This window comes from Streptomyces sp. NPDC056883 (genome assembly GCF_042788835.1).
Taxonomy (GTDB): domain Bacteria; phylum Actinomycetota; class Actinomycetes; order Streptomycetales; family Streptomycetaceae; genus Streptomyces; species Streptomyces stoeckheimensis.
Genome location: NZ_JBHUBS010000025.1, coordinates 20,903 through 46,210, shown reverse-complemented (window position 1 = coordinate 46,210; position 25,308 = coordinate 20,903). Strand labels below are relative to the sequence as shown.

General features: G+C 70.0%; 14 protein-coding genes and 1 riboswitch. Of the genes, 12 read left to right on the top strand and 2 right to left on the bottom strand.

The features are described 5' to 3' along the window. The first annotated feature begins 55 nt into the window (after positions 1-55). The 3 genes from ACFRU2_RS37805 to ACFRU2_RS37795 all read left to right on the top strand — a co-directional run bounded on the left by ACFRU2_RS37805 (position 56) and on the right by ACFRU2_RS37795 (position 12,027). Positions 56-577, top strand: a complete 522-nt coding sequence (locus ACFRU2_RS37805) for a BMP family ABC transporter substrate-binding protein (RefSeq protein ID WP_382980830.1) — start codon at positions 56-58, stop codon at positions 575-577. Between the two features lie 235 nt (positions 578-812). Further along, positions 813-11,450 carry a LamG-like jellyroll fold domain-containing protein gene (locus ACFRU2_RS37800; protein WP_382980829.1) on the top strand — a complete coding sequence of 3,546 codons (10,638 nt, stop codon included), beginning with the start codon at positions 813-815 and terminating at the stop codon, positions 11,448-11,450. Between the two features lie 85 nt (positions 11,451-11,535). Then, positions 11,536-12,027 carry a DUF4265 domain-containing protein gene (locus ACFRU2_RS37795; RefSeq protein ID WP_382980827.1) on the top strand — a complete coding sequence of 164 codons (492 nt, stop codon included), beginning with the start codon at positions 11,536-11,538 and terminating at the stop codon, positions 12,025-12,027. 79 nt (positions 12,028-12,106) lie between these two features. Here ACFRU2_RS37795 and ACFRU2_RS37790 read toward each other — a convergent pair whose 3' ends face one another. Beyond that, positions 12,107-14,485 carry a YfhO family protein gene (locus ACFRU2_RS37790; protein WP_382980825.1) on the bottom strand — a complete coding sequence of 793 codons (2,379 nt, stop codon included), beginning with the start codon at positions 14,483-14,485 and terminating at the stop codon, positions 12,107-12,109. Between the two features lie 176 nt (positions 14,486-14,661). Between ACFRU2_RS37790 and ACFRU2_RS37785 the strand changes: the two genes are divergently transcribed. Both ACFRU2_RS37785 and ACFRU2_RS37780 read left to right on the top strand, forming a co-directional pair. Beyond that, on the top strand, positions 14,662-15,282 hold the full coding sequence (locus ACFRU2_RS37785; RefSeq protein WP_382980823.1) for a SurA N-terminal domain-containing protein: 621 nt from the start codon (positions 14,662-14,664) through the stop codon (positions 15,280-15,282). A gap of 30 nt (positions 15,283-15,312) precedes the next feature. Next, the gene (locus ACFRU2_RS37780; RefSeq protein WP_382980821.1) at positions 15,313-16,302 is read left to right on the top strand and encodes a nucleoside triphosphate pyrophosphohydrolase; all 990 of its coding nucleotides are present in this window, start codon (positions 15,313-15,315) and stop codon (positions 16,300-16,302) included. A gap of 46 nt (positions 16,303-16,348) precedes the next feature. On the opposite strand, the gene ACFRU2_RS37775 is transcribed toward ACFRU2_RS37780, so the two are convergent. Continuing rightward, complete coding sequence (locus tag ACFRU2_RS37775; RefSeq protein WP_382980819.1) at positions 16,349-17,533, bottom strand: globin domain-containing protein; 1,185 nt, start codon at positions 17,531-17,533, stop codon at positions 16,349-16,351. A 199-nt stretch (positions 17,534-17,732) separates the two neighbouring features. Here ACFRU2_RS37775 and ACFRU2_RS37770 point away from each other — a divergent pair, with 199 nt between their 5' ends. From ACFRU2_RS37770 to ACFRU2_RS37740, 7 genes are all read left to right on the top strand, one after another. Next, positions 17,733-19,022 carry a cytochrome P450 gene (locus tag ACFRU2_RS37770; protein ID WP_382980883.1) on the top strand — a complete coding sequence of 430 codons (1,290 nt, stop codon included), beginning with the start codon at positions 17,733-17,735 and terminating at the stop codon, positions 19,020-19,022. Positions 19,023-19,165: 143 nt separating this feature from the next. Continuing rightward, positions 19,166-20,296, top strand: a complete 1,131-nt coding sequence (locus ACFRU2_RS37765; protein ID WP_382980817.1) for a transglycosylase family protein — start codon at positions 19,166-19,168, stop codon at positions 20,294-20,296. Between the two features lie 276 nt (positions 20,297-20,572). Then, positions 20,573-20,744: riboswitch (cyclic di-AMP (ydaO/yuaA leader) on the top strand. Positions 20,745-20,746: 2 nt separating this feature from the next. Beyond that, a complete protein-coding gene (locus ACFRU2_RS37760; protein ID WP_382980815.1) occupies positions 20,747-21,454 on the top strand; it encodes a transglycosylase family protein in 708 nt (235 codons plus the stop codon). Positions 21,455-21,786: 332 nt separating this feature from the next. Then, positions 21,787-23,073, top strand: coding sequence for a phosphopyruvate hydratase (gene eno, locus ACFRU2_RS37755; RefSeq protein WP_382980813.1), 1,287 nt, complete (start codon positions 21,787-21,789; stop codon positions 23,071-23,073). 99 nt (positions 23,074-23,172) lie between these two features. Further along, complete coding sequence (locus tag ACFRU2_RS37750) at positions 23,173-23,661, top strand: septum formation initiator family protein (protein WP_250737322.1); 489 nt, start codon at positions 23,173-23,175, stop codon at positions 23,659-23,661. Between the two features lie 40 nt (positions 23,662-23,701). Next, on the top strand, positions 23,702-24,307 hold the full coding sequence (locus tag ACFRU2_RS37745) for a DUF501 domain-containing protein (RefSeq protein ID WP_382980811.1): 606 nt from the start codon (positions 23,702-23,704) through the stop codon (positions 24,305-24,307). Further along, a complete protein-coding gene (locus ACFRU2_RS37740) occupies positions 24,304-25,245 on the top strand; it encodes an exopolyphosphatase (RefSeq protein WP_382980809.1) in 942 nt (313 codons plus the stop codon). Before ACFRU2_RS37745 ends, ACFRU2_RS37740 begins: the two co-directional genes overlap by 4 nt. The last annotated feature ends 63 nt before the right edge of the window (positions 25,246-25,308 follow it).

Genomic DNA, 25,308 nt, shown 5'->3' with positions numbered 1-25,308 from the left:
GACGGATCACCCTGAATCCGGGAGCGGGACGCTCCTCGGAAGGGTGCTGGCCGGGGTGAGCGGCGCGCTGCGCGGCCGTGCGGGATGGACGCTGGGCGGCATCGCCGTGCTGGTGCTCGCCCTGGTGGGCGTGTGGGTGTTCGCCGGAGGCGGGCAGGACGGCCCGCCCGACTCGAGGGCGCGCCAGTACAAGGATTTCGACGCCTGCCTGCTGACGGACGAAAAGGGCATCGTGGGCGGTGCGCCTGCCGCTCCGGTGTGGGAGGGGATGCAGGCGGCTTCCACGGAAACCCGGGCGCGCGTCACGTACGTTCCGGTCGTGGGGGAGCCGTCGGTCGACAACGCCCGGCCGTTCTTCAACAGCCTGATGCAGCGCAAGTGCGATGTGGTGCTGGCCGTCGGTGCCCCTCAGGTGGAGGCGGTGCAGGCGGGGGCGAAAGAGCATCAGAAGGCCCGTTTCGTCGTGGTCGACGGTGCGAAGGCGGCCGGGAACGTCACGGTGCTGAAGTCCGGTGACGGGCTCAAGGAGGCCGTTGCGGAGGCGGTCGAACAAGCCGTTAAGGCATCGGGTGCGTAACGTCGAAGCATCGGTTCCGCGTGTCGGGTAAAGGTCAGATAAAGTGACGGATCTCGGCTAACACTTATGTTCGGGAATCGGGCAGTCTCGCGAAGATTTTATTGGTTTTCGCGTAAGTAAAGGCTCGCCCATGCGTGTTCGCCGGGTTCGTAGCTCTCGCCTCTTTCCACCGGGTCGTACCGGTAGGCGAAGAGCGAGGGCAACTGCTCTGTCTGTCCTGATTTTCTTCACCTGCATGCTGACCACCGAGACGGCGGCGGCCAGTGGCGCCACGCTGCCGGCGCTGAGCATGCCCCGACTGTCCCTTTCCAGCCTGATCGGCTGGGCCACCAAGTCCCCGCTGGACACCCCCGACCAGCAGGGCGGTACGGCCCGGGGCAAGGACCACAAGGCCTCGGCCGACGCCACCAGCGCCGACGGCGGCGCCGGCCGTGCGCCCGGCAAGGGCAAGGGCGAACTCGATTCGTACAAGCGGTTCACCGATGAGCCCGGCACGGCCACGACCGGCACGGCCAAGGCGACGGCCAACAGCTTCGACGCCCGGACCAGCAAGCGGGACGCCAAGAAGTCCACGGCCACGTCGGACCACTACGTCAACGCCGACGGCTCCACCACCGTCCGTCACTTCGCCGGCCGCGCCAACTTCAAGGCCGACGACGGAACCTGGAAGCAGATCGACACCGCGCTGGTCGCGGACACGGACGGCCGGCTCCAGGAGCGTTCCAACTCGCTCGACGTCGAGTTCGCTCCGAACGCCGCCGACCAGCAGCTGGCCTCCATCGACTTCGGCTCGGGCCGTTCCCTCGCGTACGCCCTGAGCGGCGCCGCGAAGGCCGCGCCCACCGTGGCGGCCAACGGCACCGCGACCTACGCCGGAGTGCTGCCCGACACCGACGTACAGCTGGTGCCGCTGAGCGAGGGCTTCAAGGAGAACCTCGTCCTGCGCTCCGCGAAGGCGGCGAACTCCTGGACCTTCCTCCTGGACGGCAAGGGACTGACGCCGCGGATCGCTGCCGACGGCGACGTGGAGTTCACCGACGCCGAGGGCAAGGTGACCGCCACCATCCCGCACGCGTTCATGGAAGACTCCAAGATCGACCCGCGCTCAGGCGACGCCGCGCAGTCCCGGGCCGTCACCTACGAGCTGACCACCGTGGACGGCAAGCAGGCGCTGCGGATGACCGCGGACCGCGCCTGGCTGGACGCCCCCGAGCGGGTCTACCCGGTGACCGTCGACCCGACCGTCACCTCCAGCAACTCCACGTACAGCCAGAACACGATCGCCGGTGACCACTCCACCGAGAACCAGATCAAGGTCGGCTCGTACGACTCCGGCACCAACAAGGCGAACTCCTTCCTGCAGTTCTCCTCGCTGGGCAGCACGCTCGCCGGGCAGCGGGTCACCGCCGCCACCCTGAACGTGTACGCGCTCTGGTCCTCGACCTGCACCCCGGAATCGTTCTCCGTCAACCACATCACGCAGTCGTGGACCCCCTCCGGCGTCACGAGCTACCCGGGTCCGAGCTTCGGCGCGGCCATCGGGTCGACCACTCCCGCGCCGGGCGCGTCCTGCACCAACACCACCGGCGCCACCAACGTCGGCGTGAAGATGCCGGTGACGCTCCAGACCGCCTGGTTCGACCAGGTGGCCCTCGGCGGAGCCAACTACGGCCTGGCGCTGACCGCGCCGACCGGCGACGCGCTGCACTGGAAGAAGTTCCACTCCGACAACTCGGCGACCGCCGCCTGGCGCCCCGCCCTGGACCTGACCTACTCGCCCAACACCAAGCCGCAGGTCGACGCCCAGTACCCGCCGGAGAACTTCCAGGCGCACACCCTCCAGCCGGAGCTGCTCGTCAACGCGAGCGACGCCGACAACTGGCCGGGGGCGCTGTCGTACTCCTTCGAGGTGTACGACGCCGACAGCACGAGCACGACCGCCGTCGCCACGTCCGGCCTCACGGCCGACCGTGCGTGGAAGGTCCCCGCGGGCAAGCTCAGCTGGAGCAAGAACTACAACTGGTACGTGAGCGTCACCGACGGATACGACTCGGTGATGTACTCGGCGAGCCGCTTCTCCACCGCGGTGCCGCAGCCGCCCGTCACCTCGCGCCTGGCCCAGAACAACGACGGCCACGAGTTCGACCCGTCGGACGGCAACTACACCACCGACGACACCGACGCGGACGTACCCGTCGTCGGCCCGTCGCTCCAGATCGACCGCTCGTACAACAGCATCGACCCGCGGATCGACAGCGCCTTCGGTGCCGGCTGGTCCACGGTCGTCGACATGAAGGCGGCCGAGACCAAGGACGGCGCCGGTACGGTCACCAGCGTCGTGATCACCTACCCGGGCGGTGAGCAGGTCGCCTTCGGCCGCAACACCGACGGCACCTTCGTACCCCCGCTGGGCCGCTACGCGCGCCTGGAGACGGTCAGCGGCGGCTACAAGCTGACCGACAAGGACTTCACGGCCTACTCCTTCACGCAGGCGACCGCGAAGACCGGCGTCTACGCGATATCCGGCATCGTGGACTTCGCCGGCCGCGCCGAGACGTTCACGTACAACGCGTCCAAGCAGCTGACGAAGATCAGCAACACCACCGCCGGCCGTTCGCTGGGGCTGACCTGGGCCACTCCGGCCGGCGCCACCGTCCCGCACGTGGACACCGTGTACACCGACCCGTCGGTGCTGATCGACCCGAACACCGCCCAGACGTGGAAGTACACCTACACGGGCGACCAGCTCGCCACGGTGTGCCCGCCCGCGGACTGGTCCAAGTGCACGCAGTACACGTACGCCACCGGCAACCACCACCGCACGACGGTGCTCGACGCCGACCCGTACGCGTACTGGCGGCTCGGCGAGGCCTCGGGCGCGACCGTCACCAAGGACACGGTCGACACCAACCAGGGCAAGTACAACGCCCTCTACCGCAACGTGACCCTGGGCAGCAGCGGCCTGCTGGCCGGTTCCACCCAGAAGACGGCCACGTTCAACGGCACCACGTCGTACGTCGAGATGCCGAGCGCCCCCGGCGCCACGCCCTCGTACACGACGATCTCGCTGTGGTTCAAGACCACGCAGGCCGGCGGCGTCCTCTTCTACTACGGTGACAAGCCGCTGAGCATCACCGACCCGGTGCCCAACACCTGGTACAACACCCCGGCGCTCTACGTGGGCACCGACGGCAAGCTGCGCGGCTGCCTGGCCACCGGCTCCTGCACCACGACGATCACCTCGGCCGCCTCCGTCAACGACGGACAGTGGCACCAGGCGACCCTCACCGGTGCGGGCACCATCCAGACCCTCTACCTGGACGGCGTCTCGCAGGGCACCAAGACCGGCCAGATCAAGGACTGGAACACCCCGTACATCGCACTGGGCGCGGGCGTGAACAACCGCGGCTGGCCCGCGATGAACGCGAGCGACCAGCTCGGCCACTTCTCCGGCCAGCTGGCCGAGGCCGCGATCTACACCGAGCCGCTCACCCCCGAGGTCATCGGGGCGCAGTACCAGGCCGCCAAGCGGTCCGCCGGTCTGCTGCAGAAGATCACCACGCCGGGCAGCAAGACCCAGGCGTCGGTCACCTACGGCACCACCGACGACCTGGTCCAGCAGGCCACCGACGGCAACGGCGGCACCTGGAAGCTCAACCCGGCCACCGTCACCGGCTCCTCGCAGGTCTACCGCTCGGCCGTGATGGGCTCCGCCCCCGGCGGCTACTGGCGGCTGGACGACACGCAGGGCGCGGCGCAGGCGGCCAACGAGCTGCACACCGGCTTCGGCACGTACAACACCGTCACGCAGGGCGTGGCGGGACCGTTCGGTGCCGGTGACGTGAGCGCGGCGCAGTTCAACGGCACCAGCTCCTTCGTGGAAGTGCCCTACGGGCCGCTGCACACGAAGGCGGACCGCTCGGTCGAGCTGTGGTTCAAGACCACCAAGCCCGGCGTCATCATGAGCGACCAGTCCAAGGCGCCCAACGATCCGACCGGCGTCGGCGGCGACTGGAGCGACCTGCTCTACGTCGGCGCGGACAACAAGCTGCGCGGCCACTGGTGGACCGCCACCTGCAACGGCAATGCGAACGTCGCCTCCACGGCGACCGTCACCGACAACGCCTGGCACCACGCGGTCCTCTCGGCCACCGGCACCACGCAGACGCTCTACCTCGACGGCGCCAAGCAGGGCTCCTGCACCGGCGCACCGGACGACCAGCGCACGAACCGGACCTTCATCGGCGCCGGCTTCAGCAAGTGGTACAGCTCCCCGGCCGACGTCAGCTTCTTCAACGGCTCCATCGCCGAGGTCGCCGTCCACGCCAAGGGCCTGAGCGACGCCGAGGTCGGGCAGCACTGGTCCGCGTACAAGGCGTCCTCGGGCGTCGCCCCGGTGCGTACGGTCACACTGACCGACCCCACCGACAAGACGCTGACCTACGTGTACGACGCCGAGCTGGGCAACCGCATGCTCGCCACCGTCGGCACCGACGGCAAGCGGACCACGTACGGCTACGACACGGCGGGCTTCCTGCACACCGTGACCGACGCCAACGGCAACCGCAGCGTCACCGGCCACGACATCCGCGGCAACACGGTCTCCCAGACCGTCTGCCAGGACACGGCCGCCAACAAGTGCTCGACGTCCTACTACAGCTACTACCCGGACGCCACCACGGCGTTCCCGCCGATGGACCTGCGCAACGACCTGCTCCTCACCGAGCGCGACGGCCGTTCCTCGGGCCCGACGGACAACACCTATCTCACCAGCTACGCCTACGACACGGGCGGCAAGCTCACCGCGGTGACCACCCCGCCGGTGCCCGGTTTCCCGAACGGCCGCACGGCCAGCACCACCTACACCACGGCCACCACCCCGGCGGCCGAGGGCGGCGCCGCCGTGACACCGGCCGGCCTGGTCAACCAGGTGACGACGGCCGGCGGCAAGAAGACCTCGTACAGCTACTTCGCCAACGGTGACCTCGCGGAGATCACCGATGCCAACGGCGCCAAGGCGAAGGTCACGTACGACAACCTCGGCCGGCAGCTGACCCGGACCGAGATATCCGACGCGAACCCGGCCGGTCTCGTCACGTCGCAGACGTACGACAAGAACGACCAGGTCGTCACCGAAACCGGCCCCGCGGTCACCAACCGGGTCACCGGTGCGGTGCACCAGGCCAGGACGACCACCGGGTTCGACGCGGACGGCAACATCCTGTCCCAGACGGTCTCGGACGTCACCGGCGGCGACGCGGCGCGTACGACGACCATGACGTACGACCCGTACAACCGTCTCGCGGGCCGCACGGACCCGGGCGGCGACACCACGTCGTTCGAGTACGACGGCTACGGCAACAAGGTCAAGGAGACGGACCCCGCGGGGAACGTCAACACCTACACCTTCGACGGCGAGAACCGCCCGCTCACCACCAGCCTCCTGAACCACGTCGGCGACCCGAACAACCCGTCGTCGCCGAGCACCCTGGTCCAGGAGTCGCGGGCCTACGACCCCGCCGGCCGCCTCGCGTCGATCACCGACTCGATGGGCTGGGTGACGGCGTACACCTACACCGACGACGGCCTGTCGGCCACCGTGGTCCGCAAGGACCCGCAGACCGGCAAGTCCTTCACCCAGCAGGCCAACACCTACGACGCCGCCGGAAACCTCATCCAGCAGGTGACCAACGACGGCAAGACCACGACCGCCTTCACGGTGGACGCGGCCGACCGCACGACGAAGTCCGTACTGGACCCGGCCGGGCTCGCCCGGACGACGAACGTCTCCTACGACCCGGACGACAACGTCGTGACGGAGACGGAGACGGACCCGGCGACGGGTGACGTCAGCACGAAGGACACCCTGTACGACCAGCTCGGCAACGTCACCGGGAACACCGCCCACGACGGGACGACCGCTCCCGTGGCCCGCTGGAAGCTCGACGAGGCGAGCGGCACCACAGCCGCCGACTCCTCCGGCGGATCCGCCAAGGCCACTCTGACCGGCACGGTCACCCGCTCCACCGAGCACGGTGGTGCGGCGGTCTTCGACGGCACGTCGGCAAGCTACGGCAAGACGGCGGGGCCGGTGGTCAACACCAACGGCAGCTTCACGGCCGCGACCTGGGTCCGCATGGACGACACGGCCGCGAACCACTCGTTCCTGGCCCAGGACGGTGCCTACGGCAGCTCCTTCCAGCTGTACTACTCCACCGCGTACGGCTGGACCTTCAACCGGCTCTCGAAGGACGAGGCCGGAGCCACCATCGTCCGCGCCTCCTCCGGCACCGCCGCGGTGACCGCCGGAGCCTGGACCCACCTGGCCGGCGTCTACGACGCGGCAGCCGGGAAGATCCGGCTGTACGTCAACGGCGCACTCGCCCAGGAGACCGACTACAGCAGTTCCTGGGCGGCCAACGGCCCGGTCCAGATCGGCCGCCGCAAGGGCGGCGGGACCTACGGCGAGTACCACAAGGGCGCCCTCAGCGACGCCCAGGTCTACCAGGAGGCCCTGAGCGCCTCCCAGGTCTCCGGGGTCAAGGGCGGCACGTTCCCGGCAGCGGGCAGCTCCGTCCGCACCAACTCCTGGAAGCTGGACCAGCGCGGTCTGCCGCTGTCGATGACCGATGCCAACGGCAGCACCACCGACTACGGCTACGACGAGGCGGGCCAGCAGACCACGGTCACCGAGCCGACCGTCAACACGGAGCAGAACGGCGGGACCCCGGTCTCCGTCCGTCCCGTTTCGATGACCGGCTACAACACCTTCGGCGAGCCGACCGAGTCCTCGGACCCGCTCGGCAACGTCGTGGTCACCGCGTACGACGCCGAGGGCCAGGAATCCTCGACGACCTCGCCGAACTACACCGCACCGGGAGCCTCGACCCCGATCACGGCCACGAGCTGGAACGAGTACAACAAGCTCGGCCAGGTCACGGCGGAGGTCGACTCCTTGGGCGCCCGCAGGACCTACACGTACACCCAGCTCGGCGACCTGGCCTCGGTCACGGACCCGGGCGGCGGTACGACGAAGTACGTCTACGACACCAACGGCGACCAGCTGTCGGCCACCCGGCCGAACGGCGCCAGGCAGGAGACCACCTGGGACTTCATGGAGCGTCCACTCACCAGCACGGACATCGTCCGCCAGCCGACGCAGCGCGCGTTCACGGCGATCAACGAGTACGACGCCCCGGGCGGCAACCTGTCCCGGACCGTGAGCCCGACCGGCGTCACGCAGTCCTACAAGTACAACAACGTGGGTGAGGTCACGGAGGCGACCGACGCCGCCGGTGCCAAGTCCACCTTCACCTACAACATGGACGGCCAGGTCCTCACTTCGACGGACCCGGACGGCACCAGCACCAAGAACACGTACGACGGGTTCGGCCAGCTCACCACGACGAGCGACCTGGACACGAACGGAGCGGTGCTGCGCACCAGCAGCTCCGCGTACGACCGTGCGGGTCGTCCGCAGTCGATCACCGACTACCGCGGCCACACCAGCACCTTCACCAACGACGCGAGCGGCCTGATCACCAAGGTGGTCCAGCCGGTCTCGGCGACCGAGTCGATCACCACGACCTTCGGCTACGACGCCGCGGGCCACCGGACGCGTTTCACCGACGGGCGGGGCAACCCCTTCCTGACCACCTACAACACGTGGGGGCTGCCGGAATCGGTCATCGAGCCCTCCACCCCGACCCACCCGAACGCGGCGGACCGCACCTTCACCACGGTGTACGACGGCGCGGGACGTCCCAAGGAGCAGCGCTCCCCGGGTGGTGTGGTCGCCACCAACGAGTACGACGTCAAGGGCCGGCTGATCACCCAGGCCGGCACGGGCGCGGAAGCCACCACGGTCTCCCGCACCTACGACTACGACGCCGACGACCGGGTCACGGCCGTCGCGGGCACCGGCGAGGACAAGAACACCTTCGCCTATGACGACCGCGGTCTGCTGCTGTCCGCGGCGGGTCCCTCGGGTGCGTCCTCCTTCGCCTGGAACGGCGACGGGGCGATGACCTCCCGGACGGACGCGTCCGGCACGTCGAGCTTCGGCTACGACACCGCCGGCCGATTGAAGACGGTCAACGACGGTGCCACGGGCAGCACGCTGACCTACGGCTACAACGTCAACAGCAGCGTCACGTCGATCGACTACGGCGCCGGCAAGGCGAAGCGCTCGTACACGTACGACGCCCTGCAGCGGGTCACGAACGACAAGCTGACCTCGCCCTCGGGCGCGCAGCTGTCGTCCATCACCTACGGCTGGGACGAGAACGGCAACGAGACGTCGAAGACGACGGCAGGTCTCGCGGGTTCCTCCGCGAACACCTACACGTACGACTGGGCGAACCGTCTGTCCTCCTGGAACAACGGGACCGCGACGGAGGCCTACGGCTACGACGCTTCGGGCAACCGCACGCGCGTCGGCGGCGACACGTACACGTACGACGCCCGCAACCGTCTCACCTCGGACGGCCACAGCACGTACGCGTACACCACGCGCGGCACGATGAGCTCGGTGACGGACGAGGGCGGCAGGACGACCTCGATCAAGGCCGACGCCTTCAACCGCGTGATCAACGAGGGCGACCGTACCTACGCGTACGACGGCCTCGACCGCGTGCTGAGTGCGAGCGACCCGACCTCGGGTCCGCTGTTCCAGTTCCAGTACAGCGGCGCCGGCAACGACGTCGCCTCGGACGGGTCGACGACCTACAGCCGGGACGCGGACGGTTCGCTGCTCGGAGTGAAGTCGGGCCTGTCGGCGGTTCTGGCGCTGACGGACCTGCACGACGACGTGGTGGGGCAGTTCACCGCCACGGGCGAGGCACTGACCGGTTCGACGACGTACTCGCCGTTCGGCAAGGTCCTCTCGACCCAGGGCATGGTTGGCCAGCTGGGATACCAGTCGGGCTGGACCGACCCGCAGACCGCCAAGGTCAACATGGCCGCGCGGTGGTACTCGCCGCAGACCGGCCAGTTCAACAGCCGTGACACGGCCGACCAGAGCGCGCTGCCGGCTTCGGTCAACGCGAACAAGTACGCGTACGCGAACGACAACCCGATGACGGGCGTGGACCCGACGGGTCACTGGTTCGAGTGGGCGAAGAAGGCGGTCAAGAAGGTCGCGGCGAAGGTCACGCAGACCGTCTCGACGGCCTGGCACGCGACGGTCGCCACCGTTCAGCACGTCGCCGTGGTGGTCAAGCAGGCCGCGAGGCAGGTCAAGGCAGCGGTCAAGAAGACCGTCTACCGGACGTACCGGGCGGTCAAGAAGACCGTGCGCTACGTCAACGACAGCGTCCGGAAGGTCAAGAGATACGTCAAACGGACGTACAAGGCCGTAAAGAAGGTCGTCCACAAGGTCGTCAAGCACGTCAAGAAGCAGGTCCGCAAGGTCGCCAAGGCCGTCAAGCACGTGGCGAAGAAGGTGGTCAAGGCAGCCAAGAAGGTCGGCACGGCCGTCAAGAAGGCAGCCAAGGCCACAGCCAACTTCGTCAAGCAGCACGCTTCGACCATCGCCTCGGTGGCGGTCGGTGTCGCGGTCTTCGCCGGCTGCACCGCCATCACGGCAGGTGTAGGCGCGATCGGCTGCGCGGCCCTCGCGGGCGCGGCGGCCAATGGCGTCGGCTACATGATGAGCGACGGTCCGAAGACGCTGGGCGGCTTCGCCATGGCGGTCGGCGTGGGCGCTCTGACCGGAGCACTCGGCGGCGCGGCCGGCGGTCTCGCCTCCGGTGCGGTGAGCCGTCTGCTCGCGGGCGTCGGAGGGAAGGCGCTCCAGGGCGCTGCCATGGGCGCCGCGGGTGGTGCCGCGGAAGGCGCGGTCGGCTACGGCATCTCCTGCGTCAACAGCAAGGAGGGCTGCAGCGTCGGCGGCGCGGCCACGGCCACGGCCTTGGGCGCGGCTACGGGCGGCGTCTTCGGCGCTGCGGCGGGCCGGTTCGGTCCGAAGCAGAAGCGAGGGCAGGAGGACGGCCCCTCGGGCGGGCAGAGCCAGTCGGGCTGCCCCACCCGGCACAGTTTCACCGGGCTCACCGGCGTGCTGATGGCCAACGGAACGACCAAGCCGATCTCAGAGGTCAAGGTCGGCGACTACGTCCTGACGGCAGAGCCGGGCAAGAAGGAGAAGGAGAAGCATCGCGTCAAGGACGTGATCGTCACCAAGACCGACCGCGAATACGTCGACGTCGTCGTCGCCACGCAGTCCGGTCCGAAGACGATCCAGACCACCAAGCATCACCAGTTCTACGAGGCCACCACCAACACCTGGATCCAGGCTGGAGACCTCAAGGCAGGCCAGAAGCTGCAGGACGGCGACGGCGTCCCGGTCGAGGTCGTCGACACCCGTGCGTACACCGCGGAGCGGGTGACCTACGACCTGAGCGTCGAAGGTCTGCACACGTACCACGTGATGGCGGGCGAGGACACCGCAGTCCTCGTCCACAACATCAACACGCCCATCGCGTGCACGATCAACGGCCGGCACGACGTGTACGACATCCCGGCTGGTTCGTCGGGCGGCCAAGGGGCGGGAGAGACCATCCCGGCAGCCCTGCTCGGTTCCTACGACGTGGGAGTAAATGCCACTCCGGGTTCCACTCCGCCGATTTGCTCGTACTGCCGCGTGAATCCGGCCCAGGCGATCGACCACGTCGAGGCAAGGATCAACGGCGGAGACCTGACCGACGCGAACACGATTCCCGCGTGTAAGCGGTGCAATAGTTCGAAGCGTGAGCGCGTCGCACCGAAGACACCTCCGGGGAACTACAAGGGAGATTGGCCACCACCGTGGTGGCCCGTGAATATGAGAACCGGCTGGGCGACGACGTACGGTCTGACTCCGTACAAGGTTCCTTAGCCACGCAACGCCGGACGCCCCGATGGATGTCGGGGCGTCCGGCCCCTCTATGCTGCGCTCAGTCCTCTGGAAGTACGGTGATTTGGTGCCCAAGCAATACATTGTTCATGACGACCCCGCGATCATGTCCGATCGGCAGCGCATCGCCATGGCGGATCTTGCACCCTTCGGATTCCCGGATCAATGGGAGCAGATTTGGCTCGGACATCGCGAAGACGGTCTCTTCGTGATGCAGTGCATTCCGTTCCGTATCTACGGGATCTCCTTGTTCGACATCGTGCGGCTCGACGCGGACGACATGTTGGTGGAGGTGGCGGCGCGAGGTGGGCACCGAACCTTGCGCGCCCTGATCGTGCCGGGCCTGACGGACGCGGAAGTATCCGGGATCACCGGACGGGTGAACTCGATCGCAGAGACCGAGGGATTCGTCCTGGAGTGGAGCGGTGACCGGCACGTTGCCGTGAACATTCCGGATGATCGCGATCCGGCCCTGATGCTGGCATTCATGGCCGAACAGCGCGCAGCCCAGAAGTTGTTCTGGGAATGGAGCGATGCAAAGCCGTTCCAGACCCTCTGACGGCAGGGAGAGTGCAGAGAAGGACCGCGAGACCCCGGGAGGGTGTCGCGGTCCTTTGCCGTCTCTGGCCCGGCCACCCTCAGTGGGCCGGGCGCCGCACGGCCTTTGGTGCTCTGCTGCCGGTCCTGCGCAGCAGGGTCAGCAGGAGCACCAGCCCCGTCAGGCCCGTACCTGCGGCCGCCAGGCCCGGCGTCAGGCCCGGGGGGCGGAAGGTGCAGGTCACCGTCGTGGTGTGGCCGTTCAAGGGGATGGCGACCAGGCCCAGGCGGTCGGCCGCCGGGCGGTCGTTGCAGGTCCAGCCTGCGATCGCGGGGACGGAGAGGACCGCCGTGCCCGTGCTGCCCGGCGGGAGCTCCGCGCGGACGCCCGCGGAGGTGACCCGGATCGAGGTCGCCGCCGTGGCGCGCAGCTGCGCCACCGCCGCCTCCAGGCGGGGGCGGTCCAGGCAGGACAGCTGCCAGTGCGCCGGGGCGGGGGCGTCGAAGACCAGTTGCGAGGGCGGGCCGTGCGAGACGCCCATCGGCTGCAGGGCGGCCCTGTTGCGCGGCGGGTTGGCGTTCAGCCGGAAGGCCGGTCCGTCCGCGAGGCGGGCCGTCCCGTTGTACTCCGGCGCCGACAGGAAGGCCTCCGTCCCCGCCCGGCAGACCCCGGGGGAGAGCGGATCCTCGTACACCCGGGCGCCCAGCAGGAGCTCCTGGTTGGCGAAGGGGGACGGGCCGAAGACCGGCTCGGGCCCCGGCGGGCGGACGGTGACCAGCGGCGGGACCTCGGCCCGCGCGACCGTGCCGTCCGGCCGCAGCCGGGCGCCGACGGAGAACACGGCGTCCGTCACCGGGTTGTCGAGGCTCTGCACGTTGCGGCCGCGCGAGGTCCAGCCCGCCCCGAGGGCCACCATCGTCCGCGTGAACAGGTCCGGGGTGTGGCTGCTGTAGTACGCGCCGCCCTCCCCGCCCAGCAGCATCGGGTCGTTGCCGGTCAGCGCGGGCCGCCCGGCGTCCGTGCGGTACGCGGGCCAGCCCTCGGCGCCCTTCAGCGCATCGGCCCGCGCGGTGTGCGCCGCCCCCCACACCGGGTAGTCGTCCAGGCCCGCCAGTTTGCCCCGTTCCCCGTGGGCGGTGGTCGCCGCCGCCTGCGCCAGCAGGACCAGCGCCAGGACGGCCGCCGCCGGCAGCACCAGGCGCCGGTGGCGCAGCGCCCACCAGGCGGCGCCCGCCAGGGCCAGGCCGCCGCCGAAGAGGGCGAGCCCCCACGGGGTCGCGAGCCGGCTCCCGCTCGCCGCGAGCAGGACGGCCGCCAGCACCGCCGCACCGCCCGCGAGCGCCCACGGCCGGGGCGGGCCGGCCGACAGCCCCGCCCAGGCGGCCATCACCACGATCCCGGCCAGCACGAAGGTCTGCCGGTAGGGGCTGCCGTTGGGCGTCGCGAAGAGGTGCCAGGCCAGGTGCGTCGGCATCCACTGGAAGGACAGCAGCACCAGCAGGACGAGCCCCGTCCACACCAGCCGCTCCCGCCCCGGCACGGCCCGGTGGAAGGGCAGGGCCGCCACGAGCAGCAGGGTCCCGGTGCCGACGAAGAGAGCGGGGGAGGAGAAGGAGTAGGTGGCGGGCAGCAGCCGGGCCAGCAGATCCTCGGTCGCCACCGGCACGAAGGGCTTGAACCACCCCGGGTAGGCCTGCTTCGAGCTGAGGAAGAGGGGCAGCAGCACCGGCATCGACAGGGCGACGCCCAGGACGGTGGTCAGGGCCGCCCGCGCGAGGACCCGTAGCCGATCCTTCGAACCCTCCCGGGTGAGGAGCAGCCGGACCAGCAGCACCAGGACCGCGCCCAGCGTCGCCATGTAGGCGGTGTAGAAGTTCGCCGTCCAGCAGAGCGCCACCACCACGACGGCCGCCGCCGGCCGGCGCGAGCGCAGCGCCCACTCACCCGTCAGACACAGGAGCGGGAAGGCGATCATCCCGTCCAGCCACATCGGGTTGTACGAGGCCTCGATCACCGACCAGCCGCACAGCGCGTACGAGGCCCCGAGCAGCCCCGCCGCCCACACCGGCCCGCGCCGCTGGGTGCGCAGCAGCCAGGCCATCGCCGCCGCCGCGGCCGCCGTCTTGAGCACGGTGACCACGTACACCGCGAGGTCGATGTCCTGCCGCGGGAACAGCCCGACCAGGACCGCGAACGGGCTGGTCAGGTAGGTCCCGAAGTCGGGCAGGAAGCTGGTGCCGTAGCCGGACTGCCAGTTCAGCAGCAGCCCGCCCCCGGCGCGTCCGTGCAGCAGGTCCCACAGGTGCGCGTGGTAGGGCACGAACTGATTGCCGAGGTCGTTGATGCTGCGGTGGCGGGGCCCGTACGGGAAGACGCGCGCCACGGCGTCTCCGGCACCCACGGCCACCACCGTGACCAGGGCGGCGAGCGCCGAGCCGAGCAGACCGGGGCGGCGCGGGGAGCGGTGCGGTGTCGACATGGTGGGCCGACCCTGGCACCCCCGGTGGGCCGAAGGGTGGCCATCGGTGGACGCGAACCCCAACACCCCCGGAATCGTTGGTCGAACCAGTGGCTCTGATCACCTCGACTGCATAACATCGATCACCGCACGGCCCTTGTGCACCGAAGCACAATCTCCCGGCCCTGGAGGCTCCTTTGCACCGTCGCACAGCGCTCTCCGTTTCCGCCGCCCTGCTCCTGGCGGCCCCTCTGCTGTCCGCGTGCTCGGGCGAAGCCCGCCCCGGCACCGCGGCCGTGATCGGCGGCGAACGGATCACCACCTCCGCGCTCCAGGCCCAGGTGAACGACGTCCGCACCGCGCAGAACCGCTCCGAACACGCGGCCGAGCTCATCGCGGCCGTCCCCCAGCTCGACCGGGTCAAGCTCAGCACGATGCTGCAGAGCCGGATCCTCGACCGGATGGCGAAGGACGCCGGGATCACCGTCACCCCCAAGGAGCTCCAGGACGCCCGCAAGGCCTACGACGAGGGCAACCGCGGGGCCGCCGCCTTCGAGGAGGCGATCCTGCAGAAGGCCGCCGTCGCCCCCGACCAGATCGAGCGCTGGGTGCGCGACCAGGTGCTCTTCGAGAAGCTGAACGCCAAGTTCGGCGAGGGCAAGCTCGCCGAACCCGCCGCGAAGGCCGCGGCCGGGCTCGGCATCGAGGTCAACCCGCGGTACGGCGTCTGGGACCCCCAGCGGGTCACCCTCGGCGAGCACTCCACCCCGTGGATCACCCAGGTCACCCGCCCCGAGCAGCCCCCCACCGGCGCCTAGGCCGCCTCCCGGGGGAGGTAGGTTCGGAGGGTGACTGACGACGTGTCCTCCGAGCCCACCGGCCGCATCGTGCTGCTGACCACGAGCCACCGGGTGGCCCCCGGCGTGCTGTCCTGGCCTGCCTGGCAGACCCTGCAGACCGCCGACCGGGTGCTGTGCGCCGACCCGGCACACGTCCAGCTCCCCTACCTGCGCGAGGCGGGCGTCGAGGTCACCCTGGAGGCCCCCGACGCCCAGGCGCTGATCGAGGAGTGCGCCGGCGGGCACACGGTCGTCGTCCTGCTCAGCGGTGAGGGAGACCGGCGGCTCACCGACGGCCTGGCCCGGTTCGCCGGCTCCGGCCGGGTCGCCGTACCGGACCTGGAGCTGCTCCCGGGCTCGTACGACCTGCCCGGCGCACGCCTGCTCGACCTCGTCCAGGTCATGGACCGGGTCCGGCGCGAATGCCCCTGGACCTCGGAGCAGACCCACGAGGGGCTGGCGAAGTACGCCATCGAAGAGGCCTACGAGCTGGTCGAGGCCATCGAGGCCGGGGACCGCGAGGAACTGCGCGAGGAACTCGGGGACGTCCTGCTCCAGGTGGTCTTCCACGCGCGCATCGCGGAGGAGGGCGGTCCCGGTGAAGAGGACGAGCCGTTCTCCATCGACGACGTGGCCGGGGCCCTCGTCGAGAAGCTGATCCACCGGCACCCGCACGTCTTCGGCGACGCCACGGCCAAAACCCCGGAGGACGTGCACGCACACTGGCAGCGCACCAAGCAGGTGGAGAAGCAGCGGGAGTCGGTGACCGACGGGATCCCGCTCGGCCAGCCCGGTCTCGCGCTCGCGTCCAAGCTGGCGGGCCGCGCCCGCGCGGGGGCGGTGCCCGTGGAACTGCCCCGCGGAGAGGGCGTCGGGTACGAACTGCTGGAGCTGGCGGCGCGCGCCGAGGCGGCGGGGACCGACCCCGAGACCGCGCTGCGCGCTGCGGCCCGGACCTACCGGGACGCGATCCGTGCGGCCGAGGGCGTCGGCGAGTAGCCCTCAGCTGCGGGATGTCCCGCGACTGCGTCAGACAGCGCTGTTCTCAGTACTCTCTGGGCGCGCGGCCGGACGGGTTGTGCCAGTGCGGGTCGGGGCGGTTCAGGAACCACTCGCCGAAGCCCATCGGGCGGCTTCCGTCGTCCTGGCTCTTGCCACTGGCAGGTACGGAGTCGTAGAAAATCCGGTCGGCGCGCGCGCCGAGCTCCTCCAGGAGGTACGAGGTCTCCCGGATGAACTGCGGCGGACCGCTCAGGTAGACGTCCTGGTCGGGCCAGAGCCCGCGGTTGCTGAGCGCGGTCGCCAGCCGGCCGGTGGCCTGGTTGCGGTGCTGGCCGGGGGCGGGGGTGATGTAGGTGACGCTCAGCCAGCCCAGGGAGCCCGCGTACGCGTCGATGAGCGGGCGGTCGTAGAGGTGCGCGGCGTCCCGTGCGACCACGAAGAGCCGCACGTCCTGATCGGGAGGGTGTTCCGCCAGGTCCTCCAGCATGGCGCGGACCGGTGCCCAGCCGGTGCCGGCGGCTATGAAGCTGACCGGGCGGTCCTCGCGGCGGAAGGTCATCTGTCCGCCGGCCGCGCCGAGCCGCAGCACGTCTCCGGGCTGCGTCTCACGGATCAGCGCGGTGCTGAGGCGGCCGCCCTCGATCCGGCTGATGTGCAGGTCGAGCGTCCCGTCGGCGCGGGGGGCGTTCCCCAGGGAGTACGTGCGCCAGGTGGTCGGCACCCGGTCGCTGCTCACGCTCGTGTACTGGCCGGGGAGATGGGGGAAGTGCGCGTGCGGGCGGAGGGTGAGGACGCCGATGTCCTCCCCGTACAGCAGGTGGCGTACGACTTCCGCGTCCCACCAGGGCGGATCGTCGCTGGCGGCGGCGCCGGCCATCATGGCGTCAGCGATCACCTGATATGCCTCTGACCAGGCCTTTTCGGCCTGGGGGTGCCAGGCGGACCCGGAGGCCTCGGCGAGCGCGGCGATGAGGCTGGTGCCCACGGCCGCGTAGTGCTCGGGCCCCGCCAGGAACTTGCGGTGGTCGCGGCCGAGGTCGCGCAGATAGGGGACGAGCGTCTCGTTCTCCAGGTGGGCGATCACATGGGTGAGCGCGGCGAAGAGCCGGTCTCGCTGTCGCTCCATGTCTTCGAAGGAGGCCGGGAAGAGATCACGGACTCCGGGGTTGTGCCAGAAGAGGTGGGAGTAGAAGAACTTGACCGCGTGCTCGGCCCGTCTCTCCACCACCGCGAAGCTGCTTTTCAAGATCCTCACATCCACAAAACCGAAAGTAGGAACGCCGGGGAAGGTGAGGTCAAGCCAGAGCCGATCTACGGACAGCCGCGACAACCGACCCATATGGGGTGACGGGTGGGGGGCGGGATACGGTCTCCGGGTGCACGAGCAGACCCCCGCAGTCCCCGAAGAGCCCGCCGCCGACCAGTCCGTGGACGGGTCCACGGGCGGATCCGCAGACGCCGCAGACGGCTCCGCCCCACCGCCGACCCTGTTCGACTGGGAGTTCGCGACCGACCCGTACCCGGCGTACGCCTGGCTGCGCGAGCACGCGCCCGTGCACCGCACCACGCTCCCCAGCGGGGTCGAGGCCTGGCTCGTCACCCGGTACTCCGACGCCCGCCAGGCCCTCGCCGACCAGCGGCTCAGCAAGAACCCGGCCCACCACGAGGGCTCCGCGCACGCCAAGGGCCGGACCGGGATCCCCGGGGAGCGCAAGGCGGAGCTGATGACCCACCTCCTCAACATCGACCCGCCGGACCACACCCGGCTGCGCCGGCTGGTGTCGAAGGCGTTCACCCCGCGCAGGGTCGCCGAGTTCACTCCGAGGGTGCAGGAACTGACCGACCACCTCATCGACCAGTTCTGTGAGAAGGGGGAGGCCGACCTCATCCACGAGTTCGCCTTCCCGCTCCCCATCTACGCCATCTGCGAGATGCTCGGTGTACCGCGAGAGGACCAGGACGACTTCCGCGACTGGGCGGGCATGATGATCCGGCACGGCGGCGGGCCGCGCGGCGGGGTGGCCCGGTCGGTGAAGCAGATGCGCACCTATCTCGGGGAGCTCATCCACCGCAAGCGCGACGACCTCGGCGACGACCTGATCTCCGATCTGATCCGGGCCAGCGACCACGGTGACCACCTGACGGAGGCCGAGGCCACCGCGATGGCCTTCATCCTCTTGTTCGCGGGGTTCGAAACCACGGTCAACCTCATCGGCAACGGGATCCACTCCCTCTTCATGAACCCGGAGCAGCGCGAACGCCTCCAGCTCTCCCTCGCCGCCGGCGAGAGCGGGCTGCTGGCCACCGGCGTGGAGGAGCTGCTGCGCTACGACGGCCCCGTGGAGCTGGCCACCTGGCGGTTCGCCACCGAACCCTTCGCCCTCGGCGGCCAGGACATCGCGGCCGGGGATCCGGTGCTGGTGGTCCTGGCGGCTGCCGACCGGGACCCCGAACGGTTCGACGAGCCGGACACCCTGGACCTCTCCCGGACCGACAACCAGCACCTCGGATACGGGCACGGCATCCACTACTGCCTGGGCGCCCCGCTCGCCCGGCTCGAAGGGCAGACCGCGCTCGCGACCCTGCTGACGCGGCTTCCCGATCTGGAGCTGGCCGTGGACCCCGGGGAGCTGCGCTGGCGTGGTGGGCTCATCATGCGGGGGCTGCGGACGCTGCCGGTCCGCTTCTCGGCCGAATCCATCGCCCAAAACACCTGAAACCGGCCTGACCTGAAGTCAGTTGGCTGCCCAAACTTGTGACAGGCGTTCGAAGGCCGCTAGGTTCTGCCGTTACCCCGCCGTTATGCGAAAGGTGCAGCCTCATGCGTTCCGGGAACGGCCGCCACAGACGCCCCCGACAAGTGCCCGCACTTGTCGTCACCGCCGGAGTCACCGGCACCGCACTCGCCCTGCCGCTGCTCGCGGCCACCGGCGCGAGCGCCGCGGAGACCTCCACATGGGACAAGGTCGCCGAGTGCGAGAGCGGTGGCACGTGGAGTGCCAACTTCGGCGGCGGCACCTACGGCGGGCTGCAGTTCAGCCAGGAGCAGTGGAAGAACGCGGGCGGGCTCGACTTCGCCGAGCGCGCCGACCTCGCCAGCCGCTCCCAGCAGATCGCCGTGGCCGAACGGGTCCTGGCTTCCCAGGGCCCCCAGGCATGGCCGCTGTGCGGCGTGCCGGCCGGTCTGACGCAGGACGCGCCCGCCGCCGTGGTCGACCCGGGTCTGCCCAGCGGTTCCGGATCCGCCGCCCCCGCCCCGTCCCGCCCGGACGACTCCGTGCCCCACACCGGCTCGGGCAAGCCGTCCACGGACTTCGGTGCGCCGACGCCGAACAGCCCGTCTCCGGCGGCCCCGTCGGAGACGCCGCTGCCCGACTATCCGATCGGCGTGCCCGGCGAACTGCCCGTCATGCCCGCGCCGGACCTCCAGACGCCGCCTCCCGGCCTCCCGGGCGACCCGACGGCCCCCACGAACCCCCTGGACCCCACTGCCCCGGTGGGCCCCATCACCCCGGTGGACCCCACGACTCCGGCACCGCCGTCCGTGGACCCGACCGTGCCGGTGGACCCGACGGCTCCCGTGACCCCGTCGGGTCCGGGGGACGCCACGAACCCGATAAACCCGGGCAATCCAGTGAGCCCCGGCAATTCGGCGAACCCGGTCATTCCGGCCAACCCGGTTGATCCCGCGGCCCCGACGGCTCCGGCCGCACCCGGCGATTCCGCTTCCCCGAGCGCTCCGGCGACCCCCGGTGCGACCGAGGGCAGCGGCAAGCACCGCGGCCAGGCCGCGGTCGAGACGCCCGCCACACCTGATGCCGCGTCGGACCCGACGTACACCGTGAAGGAAGGCGACAGCCTCATCGCGATCGCGGACGCCAACGGAGTGAAGGGCGGCTGGAAGGGTCTCTACGAGGCCAACGAGCAGGTCATCGGCGGAGATGCAGACCTGATCAAGCCCGGTCAGAACCTGGATCTAACGCATCAATAGGGGCACTTAAGGCGTCCGGAACCAGCTGATTGTCCGTTTTCTGTAAGTGAGACATGTGTCTCTTCAGGTCAACTGGCGTGTCCGGCCCGGACGGTTCCGCAAACCCCGCCCTCACCTGCGCAAACGTCCTTCCGGAGAGCGCAAGTAGGCACCGTTTCCCCCCGATGTCCCTCGTTGAACATCGGGGGGAGACCTGTCTACCTTCTGAATCGCTCGCCACCGCGGGCTCCTTCGACCGCATCGCCGAATCCTGCCGGCGGACGAAGGGAACACTCGTCGCGTAAAGCGCCGAAGGCAGGAGCGGGGGAACCAAGGTAGGCGCCGGAACCGGCCGTTGAGAGACGGTCACGGAACCGGCTAGGGGTTAAGCCAAGCGCTAGGTCGCTCGGCCGGGCACTCACTCGCCCGAACCCGACAGCTCACCTCGTAGGCGTCGGTGAGGAGAACTCCATGCTGCTTTCGGGCAAGGGCAAGCACCGTCGCGGCTCCAAGGCCGTCCGCATCGTCACGCTCGCCGGTGTCGCCGGTGTCGCCGTGGCCGCGCCGCTGATGGCCGCGGGCACCGCTTCCGCCGCGACCGCCGGTGAATGGGACCGCGTCGCCGCGTGCGAGTCCGGTGGCAACTGGTCCATCAACACGGGCAACGGCTACTACGGCGGCCTGCAGTTCTCGTCCTCCACGTGGGCCGCGTACGGCGGCAAGGCGTACGCCGCGCAGGCCAACCAGGCCTCCAAGTCGCAGCAGATAGCCATCGCCGAGAAGGTCCTCAAGGGCCAGGGCAAGGGCGCCTGGCCGTCCTGTGGCGTGGGCCTGTCGAACTCCTCCTACAACGGTGGCTCGGCGGAGACCCCCTCCAAGCCGAAGACCCAGCCGAAGCCGGCGCCGAAGCAGGAGAAGAAGGCCGAGCCGAAGAAGGAGTCCAAGCGCGTCGAGGCTCCGACCACCCGCTCCGAGCGTCCGGCCGCCGCTGCCGCGCCGAAGATCGAGGCCCCCAAGACGGGCAACGGCTCCTACGAGGTCAAGTCCGGCGACACGCTGGGTGCGATCGCCGACGCGAACAAGGTGTCCGGCGGCTGGGAGAAGCTCTTCGAGCTGAACAAGGACATCGTCTCGGACGCCGACCTGATCTACCCGGGTCAGAAGCTGAACCTCGGCTGAATCCCGGTCGAAAGCTCTGAGAACGGCCGCGGCCGTTTTCGCGACGCGCAGTAGTTCCGGCGCGTAGTTCCACCACGCAAATCCACCGCCCGGCGCGCAACCCCCTTCGCGCCGGGCGGTGCTGTGTGCGGGTGCTTCCGGCCTGACGGACCCTCCGAATCACTGATGATCAAGGGCCCTATGTCCTGTAAGAGGGGCATTCAGGCCCTTTTTCGTCCCAGGACCCGGGCGGTCGGCTGGCCGAGTGCCCGGAGGCGGTTAGGCTCTAAGCGGCAAGGCCATCCCACGGCCTGACATGCCACCGCACACCCAGCGTCACATCCCAGAAGGAGATGCTCGTGCCGTCCATCGACGTCGTCGTAGCCCGGGAAATCCTGGACTCCCGAGGCAACCCCACGGTCGAGGTCGAGGTGGGCCTCGACGATGGCAGCACCGGCCGTGCTGCAGTCCCGTCCGGCGCCTCCACCGGAGCGTTCGAAGCCGTAGAGCTCCGCGACGGTGACCCCAACCGCTACATGGGCAAGGGCGTCGAGAAGGCGGTCCTCGCCGTCATCGAGCAGCTCGGCCCGGAGCTCGTCGGCTACGACGCCACCGAGCAGCGCCTGATCGACCAGGCGATGATCGACCTGGACGCCACCGAGAACAAGGGTTCCCTCGGCGCCAACGCCATCCTCGGTGTCTCCCTCGCCGTCGCGCACGCCGCGTCCGAGGCCTCCGACCTCCCGCTCTTCCGCTACCTCGGCGGTCCGAACGCGCACCTGCTGCCCGTTCCGATGATGAACATCCTGAACGGTGGGTCGCACGCCGACTCCAACGTCGACATCCAGGAGTTCATGATCGCCCCGATCGGCGCGGAGTCCTTCTCCGAGGCCCTTCGCTGGGGTGCCGAGGTCTACCACACCCTCAAGAAGGTCCTGCACACCAAGGGCCTCTCCACCGGTCTGGGCGACGAGGGCGGCTTCGCGCCGAACCTCGAGTCGAACCGCGCCGCGCTCGACCTCATCGTCGAGGCCATCAAGCAGGCCGGCTACGTCCCGGGCACCCAGATCGCGCTCGCGCTCGACGTCGCCGCGTCCGAGTTCTACAAGGACGGCAACTACGAGTTCGAGGGCAAGTCCCGCTCGGCCGCCGAGATGACCGACTACTACGCCGAGCTCGTCGAGGCGTACCCGCTGGTCTCCATCGAGGACCCGCTGTTCGAGGACGACTGGGAGGGCTGGAAGACCCTCACCGACCGTCTGGGCTCCAAGGTCCAGATCGTCGGCGACGACCTCTTCGTCACCAACCCCGAGCGTCTCGCCCGCGGCATCGAAGAGGGCTCGGCGAACGCCCTGCTCGTCAAGGTGAACCAGATCGGTTCGCTGACCGAGACCCTGGACGCCGTCGAGATGGCCCAGCGCAACGGCTTCAAGTGCATGATGTCGCACCGTTCCGGTGAGACCGAGGACGTCACCATCGCCGACCTCGCGGTCGCCGTGAACTGCGGCCAGATCAAGACCGGCGCCCCGGCCCGCTCGGACCGCGTCGCCAAGTACAACCAGCTGCTGCGCATCGAGGAGATCCTCGACGACGCCGCGGTGTACGCGGGCCGCAGCGCGTTCCCGCGCTTCAAGGGCTGATCAGTCCTTTAGGGCGCAAGCCTCCCTACGTCCCCGCACTCGGTCCCGTACCGTGTGCGGGGACGTAGTGCGTCGTGTGCATATAGGGGAGGCGGATCAATGGCCGGGAACCGGGACCGGTTCGCCACGTTCTCGACCGCGACCAGGCTCAAGCAGCTCGGTGAGCGGACCGCGGCGCACGTGTACCGCTCGCAGTCCCGCCGGCAGGTCCGCCGCAGCCGGCTCACCGGCCGGGCCGCCCTGCTCGTCCTCGTCCTCTGTACCCTGGTCGTCGCGCTCGCGTATCCGATGCGCCAGTACGTCTCCCAGCGCTCGGAGATCGCGAAGCAGCAGAAGGACGCCGTCTCCGCACGGGACCGGCTGGAACGGCTGCGCGACGAGAAGGCCCGCTGGCAGGACAACGCGTACGCCGAGCAGCAGGCGCGCAAGCACCTGCACTTCGTCCGGCCGGGGGAGATCAGCTACATCATGACCGACCCCGGAGCCGCCGCGGGAGAGCAGCGCCGCAGCGGACAGGCCGCCACCGACCGGCCCTGGTACTCCAACGTCTGGGACGGCGTCGACAAGGCCGACCGCCCGGGCGACTGAGTCCCACCCATCCACGAGAACGAAAAGACTTCCTCCAGGCATGCAGACGCCCCCGCCCCAGACCGACCGGACCGAGCCGACCGCCGCCGACATCGAGGCGTTCGAACAGCAGCTCGGCCGCCCCCCGCGCGGGCTCCGCGCCATCGCGCACCGCTGCCCCTGCGGGCAGCCGGACGTGGTGGAGACCGCCCCGCGGCTCCCCGACGGCACCCCCTTCCCGACGCTGTACTACTTGACCTGCCCGCGGGCCGCCGGTGCGATCGGCACGCTGGAGGCCAACGGCGTGATGAAGGAGATGCAGGCCCGCCTCGCCGTGGACCCGGAGCTGGCCGCCGCCTACCGGGCCGCGCACGAGGACTACATCACCCGCCGCGACGCCATCGAGGTGCTCCAGGGCTTCCCGAGCGCCGGCGGCATGCCGGACCGGGTGAAGTGCCTGCACGTGCTGGTCGGCCACTCCCTGGCCGCGGGCCCGGGCGTGAACCCGTTCGGCGACGAGGCCCTGGCGATGCTGCCCGAGTGGTGGGCCAAGGGCGCCTGCGTCACCCCGTGCGGGGAGAAGAAGGCCGAGGCGACGAAGGCCGAGGAGACGAAGGCCGAAGAGAAGAAGGCCGAAGGGGACGCCGCGGCGGAGGCGGGCGCGTGACCCGCGTCGCGGCCGTCGACTGCGGTACGAACTCCATCCGGCTCCTCGTCGCCGACCTCGACCCCGCCACCGGCGAGCTGATCGAGCTGGACCGCCGGATGATCGTCGTCCGGCTCGGCCAGGGCGTCGACAAGACCGGCCGGCTGGCTCCGGAGGCGCTCGAGCGCACCTTCGCGGCCTGCCGCGAGTACGCGGCGGTCATCAAGGAGCTCGGCGCCGAGCGGGTGCGCTTCGTGGCGACCTCGGCCTCCCGGGACGCCGAGAACCGCGACGACTTCGTCCGGGGGGTCCTGGACATCCTGGGCGTCGAGCCCGAGGTGATCAGCGGGGACCAGGAGGCCGAGTTCTCCTTCACCGGTGCCACCGGCGAGCTGACCGGCCGCACCGACCTGGAGCGGCCCTTCCTGGTGGTGGACATCGGCGGCGGCTCCACGGAGTTCGTGGTCGGCACCGAACACGTCCGGGCGGCCCGCTCCGTCGACGTGGGCTGTGTCCGGATGACCGAGCGCCACCTGACGGTGGACGGGGTCGTCACCGACCCGCCGACCGCGGAGCAGATCGCCGCGATACGGGCCGACATCGAGGCCGGGCTGGACCTGGCCTCCGAGACGGTTCCGCTGGCCGAGGCGCGCACCCTGGTGGGCCTGGCCGGGTCGGTGACCACGGTCGCAGCGATCGCGCTGGGCCTGGAGGCGTACGACTCGTCGCGGATCCACCACTCCCGGATCCCGTACGAGACGGTCCGCGAGGTCAGCGAGCGGATGCTGACGCTGACGCACGCCGAGCGCGCGGCCATCCCGGTGATGCACCCGGGACGGGTCGACGTGATCGGCGCGGGCGCCCTGGTCCTGCTGGCGATCATGGAGCGGGTCGGCGCCTCGGAGGTCGTGGTCTCGGAGCACGACATCCTCGACGGAATCGCCTGGTCCATCGCCTGACGGCCCACGCGCACGCACGGCACGGTGCCCCCGGCGGATCCATCCCGCCGGGGGCACCGTCCT

Coding starts and splice junctions, on each gene's coding strand:
- ACFRU2_RS37750 (WP_250737322.1), top strand. CDS start 23,173: ATGGCCGGGAACCGGGACCGGTTCGCCACGTTCTCGACCGCGACCAGG.
- ACFRU2_RS37790 (WP_382980825.1), bottom strand. CDS start 14,485: ATGTCGACACCGCACCGCTCCCCGCGCCGCCCCGGTCTGCTCGGCTCG.
- ACFRU2_RS37745 (WP_382980811.1), top strand. CDS start 23,702: ATGCAGACGCCCCCGCCCCAGACCGACCGGACCGAGCCGACCGCCGCC.
- ACFRU2_RS37800 (WP_382980829.1), top strand. CDS start 813: ATGCTGACCACCGAGACGGCGGCGGCCAGTGGCGCCACGCTGCCGGCG.
- eno (WP_382980813.1), top strand. CDS start 21,787: ATGCTCGTGCCGTCCATCGACGTCGTCGTAGCCCGGGAAATCCTGGAC.
- ACFRU2_RS37760 (WP_382980815.1), top strand. CDS start 20,747: ATGCTGCTTTCGGGCAAGGGCAAGCACCGTCGCGGCTCCAAGGCCGTC.